This is a genomic window from Alicyclobacillus hesperidum subsp. aegles, from assembly GCF_027923525.1.
Taxonomy (GTDB): domain Bacteria; phylum Bacillota; class Bacilli; order Alicyclobacillales; family Alicyclobacillaceae; genus Alicyclobacillus; species Alicyclobacillus aegles.
This window is the reverse complement of sequence record NZ_BSBJ01000073.1, coordinates 1-269: the sequence shown is the minus strand read 5'-3', so window position 1 is coordinate 269 and position 269 is coordinate 1. Positions and strand designations below refer to the sequence as shown.

1 protein-coding gene is annotated in these 269 nt (G+C 55.0%); it reads right to left on the bottom strand.

From position 1 onward, the window contains the following. The coding region (locus tag QMF38_RS14590; protein ID WP_281759503.1) for a phage terminase small subunit-related protein at positions 1 to 269 on the bottom strand (269 nt) is incomplete at both ends.

The following is a 269-nucleotide window of genomic DNA, read 5'->3' as shown; positions in this document are numbered from 1 at the left end:
TCGTTGATGATGGCATGCGTGTCAGGGTCGTCCGGGAAGATGCGGCGAAAAAAACCGTGCGTGACAGCTTTGTCGTTTCCGACCGGCCCACCAGGGCCGCCGATGTTGCCGACCGCGTTCTTGTTGCCTTTTGGAGCCCCCGGCTTACGTTTTGTTGCGCCACGATTCATGTTTTGTTGCGCAACAATTCCGCTGTTTTCCCAGTCGTCAGCAACTTTCCAGTTACGAACCTGGCTGTCAGAAACGCCAAGCTGTTGCGCGATATTCTT